The organism is Paenibacillus forsythiae T98 (genome assembly GCF_000520735.1).
Classification (GTDB): Bacteria; Bacillota; Bacilli; order Paenibacillales; family Paenibacillaceae; genus Paenibacillus_AQ; species Paenibacillus_AQ forsythiae.
Window position 1 is genome coordinate 1 of the sequence record NZ_ASSC01000498.1, and the last position, 3414, is coordinate 3414.

General features: G+C 52.7%; 4 protein-coding genes and 2 pseudogenes. All 6 read left to right on the plus strand.

Going from position 1 to position 3414, the window contains the following annotated elements:
- Nucleotides 1–893, plus strand: a pseudogene (locus tag L692_RS32835) (hypothetical protein); the annotation flags it as partial.
- Entirely contained in the window at nt 890–1588 is a 699-nt protein-coding gene (locus L692_RS0115700; protein WP_025701097.1) for a LysM peptidoglycan-binding domain-containing protein, read from the plus strand. The pseudogene L692_RS32835 and the gene L692_RS0115700, both read left to right, overlap by 4 nt.
- Nucleotides 1589–1629: 41 nt before the next feature.
- Complete coding sequence (locus tag L692_RS0115705; protein WP_025701098.1) at nt 1630–2592, plus strand: XkdQ/YqbQ family protein; 963 nt, start codon at nt 1630–1632, stop codon at nt 2590–2592.
- A 3-nt stretch (nt 2593–2595) separates the two neighbouring features.
- Nucleotides 2596–2892 (plus strand): DUF2577 domain-containing protein, encoded by a 297-nt coding sequence (locus L692_RS0115710; protein WP_025701099.1) that lies wholly within the window; start codon nt 2596–2598, stop codon nt 2890–2892.
- Entirely contained in the window at nt 2889–3308 is a 420-nt protein-coding gene (locus L692_RS0115715; RefSeq protein WP_025701100.1) for a DUF2634 domain-containing protein, read from the plus strand. Before L692_RS0115710 ends, L692_RS0115715 begins: the two co-directional genes overlap by 4 nt.
- Nucleotides 3301–3414, plus strand: a pseudogene (locus L692_RS31870) (baseplate J/gp47 family protein); the annotation flags it as partial. The gene L692_RS0115715 and the pseudogene L692_RS31870, both read left to right, overlap by 8 nt.

Consider the following 3414-nt stretch of genomic DNA (forward strand, 5'->3'; position numbering starts at 1 on the left):
TCACTGTAGGAGATGTTGTTGTCGCCATTGCAACGGGCTTCGGCTGGCTGAAGGGTTTTATTGAGAACATTGTCATTGGTCTGTATAACACCTTCATTATTTATGCGGACTTCTTGCGTAATCTGTTCATTGATCCCGTCTTTGCCGTGAAGAAATTATTCTATGATCTGGCGATGAACGTTCTGAACTTCATTTATCAAATGGCGCTGGGTGTGGAGAACTTTGCCGGCGGGTTTGTGGAGGCGATCGTTTGGGCGGTGGACAAGGCACTAACCAAATTCAAGGCCATAACGGATTTCCTGAGCAATATTCCCGGATTTGAAAAGCTGGCCAATATAAAGGTCAATCTGCTTGACACGGAAGACCCGCATGTGTTCAGCGGCATGGTTGATAACGTGCGGAAGATGATACCGGAGCCGGTAAGCGACAAGCCGGTTATCAACAGCGAGAAGAAGACTTTTGTCGATCCTTCCATTGCTGCCAAGCAGTACGGCCAGGTAGGAAAAGATATGGTGAACAAATTCAGCACCAAGGTAAAGGCATTAAAAGATGATACCAAAACCCAGAAGCAGCAGAAGATGCTTCAAAATCCGGGGCAGGGCAATATGAACAATCTGGGCAACATCAACAATCCGGGCAACATCAACAACGTCGCCCGTGTTGGAGAGGTGGGTTCCGTTAAAGGAACCGTGGATATTTCCAGCGACGATCTGGCTATGCTGCGCGAGCTGGCCGAAATCCAGGCCATTCAAAATTTTGTCGAACTGACGCCTACGGTGCAGGTAACAACCGGAAATATTAATAACGCCGGAGATATCGACTCGATTATCAACAAAATCAATCAAAGGTTGAGCGAGGAATTTGTGTCGACCGCGCAGGGGGTGTACACATGAATACGCATCAGGAGTACGGCTTTTTTCTCTGCTACAACAATATGGAGGATATCTTCCGTCTGCCGGTCAATCCCGAGACGCTGGAAATCAAGGAAGCGGGTGAAGGCAAGAGCTATACCATTATTGATCTGGGTGAAGTCAACGCCATTTCCTATCCCAAGCTGACCGAGATTACGCTGGAAAGCATCTTTCCGGCGCAGCGCTACCCTTTCGTCCTCGTGCCGGAGACAGGGAAGGACCGCTTGCTCCAACCTTTTGAATATGTGGAGATGATCAAAAAATGGATGACGAGCCGCCGGCCGATCCGCTTTATTTTTTCCGGTCTGGAGTTGGAGGGTTCGGCTCAAACCCATGATTTTGCCCTGAGCATGGCCATGAGCATTGAGAGCTTCAACTGGAAGCTAGCCGCCGGTACTTCGGGAGACATCGAATATTCGCTATCGCTGAAAAAGTATGTGTTCTACCAGGCGGCCCCGGTAAAAGTCATGAAGGGAGCGGCCAAGACGCAGCAGCAGCGGGCAAGCGACCGAAAGGCTCCGGCTGTCTATAAGCTGAAGGCGGGCGATACTCTGTGGAAAATCGCACAAAAAGTGCTGGGCGACGGCAGCAGGTGGAAAGAAATCCAGAAGCTAAATGCGATTCCTGACAGTGAGCTGAGAAAGCTTCCGGTCGGCAAGACGATCAAGCTGCCTTGACGTTGGCCCCGCTTTTTTTATCGGCAGGAGAGGAGGAAGCAATGGAACTGCTGGTCAAGAACAAGGAAGGCCGGATATGGGATATAGCCGGGATCGTCTCGGACATGTCCTGGAAAACGTCCCGCTCCGGGAAGCCTTCTACACTGGAATTCACGCTGCTGAACGGGGGGATTTACCAGCATCCGAAGTTTGCAATCGCCAACGGCGATATTGTGCAGTTCCGCAAGGCTGGAATTGATGTGTTTTACGGGTTTGTGTTCAGTCTGGAGACCGGCCAGGACCGGCAGCTCAAGCTGACGGCTTACGATCAGATCCGCTATTTGCTCGGAAGCGGCAGCTACGCCCTTGAGAACATTACGGCAACTGATGTCATACGCAAAATCGCCGCCGATTACGGACTTAAGACCGGGCTGCTGGAGAAGACGGAGTATGTTCAGCCGTCGCTGATCGAAGACGATAAGAAGCTGCTGGATATTATTATGGGCGCGATCGAAGCCGAGCTTCGGCAGAAAGGCAGGCTGCTAGCTTTTTACGATGATTTTGGCAAGCTTACGCTGCGCGGTCCGGAATCCATGCTGCTGCATGTCGCGCTCGGAGCGGGCAGCCTGCTTTATGACTATTCGCTCAAAACGAGCATTGATGACGAGACCTATAACACAATTATTTTGTATAAAAACAATGAAGAGACAGGGAAGCGCGATTTCTATCCGGCAAGCGACAAGGAGAATGTCAGAAGGTGGGGGATATTGCACTTGTCCCAGAAGGCGGACGACAATGCGAACGCGGCGCAAATCCGGGAGAAGGCGGAGCAGCTGCTGAAGCTGCATAACCGGGAGAAGATCAGTCTTTCGGTGCAGGCTATCGGCGATTTGCGCGTGCGCGCGGGCAGCTTCATTTATGTGCTGCTGGATGAGCTTGAGCCGCAGCTGTTTCTGGTCGACCAGTGCACCCACAATTTGTCGGGGGGAGAGCATACGATGTCTCTTGATATTAAGGTGGTGTAACCGGTGTTGGATATTATTAAAAAGGCGAGCCTCGGAGCGGTGGACAGCAGCAATCCGGTGGCTTTTTTTTATGGAACGGTAGTGGAGGGAGCGCCGCTGCAAATTCAGATTGATCAGAAATTTAGTCTGCCCGGCAGCGCGCTCGTTCTGCCCGAATCGGTAATGGAGAGCAAGCTTCTTCTGGACGGCGGGGAGGTCGTGCTGCGGCGGGGGCTTGAAGCGGGCGACCGTGTTCTGCTCTTGCGTATGCAGGGCGGCCGGAGCTATGTCGTACTGGACAGGCTGGTGAAGCCGTCATGATTCCCGAAGCAGGACAGTCCGGTTACATTGCTGTACAGACGGAAGGGGAAACGGGTGAAGCCCCGGGCTTGACCTACGGCATTGACTGGAGAACGGGGCGGATTAACGGCTATGTGGACGGTCTGGATGCGCTGAAGCAGGCGGTGGATAAGGCGCTGCGCACGCTCCGGTATGAACATCTTGTTTACAGCTCCAATTATGGGACCGAGTGGAATCTGGTGCTGGGTCAGGATCGGCTGCTGGCCGGACCGGAGATTCGGCGGGTTGTAACGGAAGCGCTGCTGCAGGACGACCGGATTGAGGGAGTGGATCAGCCGGAGGTTTCGTTTAACGGGGAGAATGTGTCAATTGATATTAAGGTTAGGTCGCGCTACGGCGATATCCGGATCAGAAAGGAGTTGAATGCCAATGGCTGACCAGACCTTTGAAGGGATTCTGGAACGGATGCTGGAGCGTGTGCCGGAGGAATTGGACAAAAGGGAAGGCAGCATCATCTATGATGCGCTGGCTCCTGCGGCAGCC

What these genes read in the sequence shown, in the direction of transcription:
- L692_RS0115705 (WP_025701098.1), top strand. Translation starts at nt 1,630, where the DNA reads ATGGAACTGCTGGTCAAGAACAAGGAAGGCCGGATATGGGATATAGCC.
- L692_RS0115715 (WP_025701100.1), top strand. Translation starts at nt 2,889, where the DNA reads ATGATTCCCGAAGCAGGACAGTCCGGTTACATTGCTGTACAGACGGAA.
- L692_RS0115700 (WP_025701097.1), top strand. Translation starts at nt 890, where the DNA reads ATGAATACGCATCAGGAGTACGGCTTTTTTCTCTGCTACAACAATATG.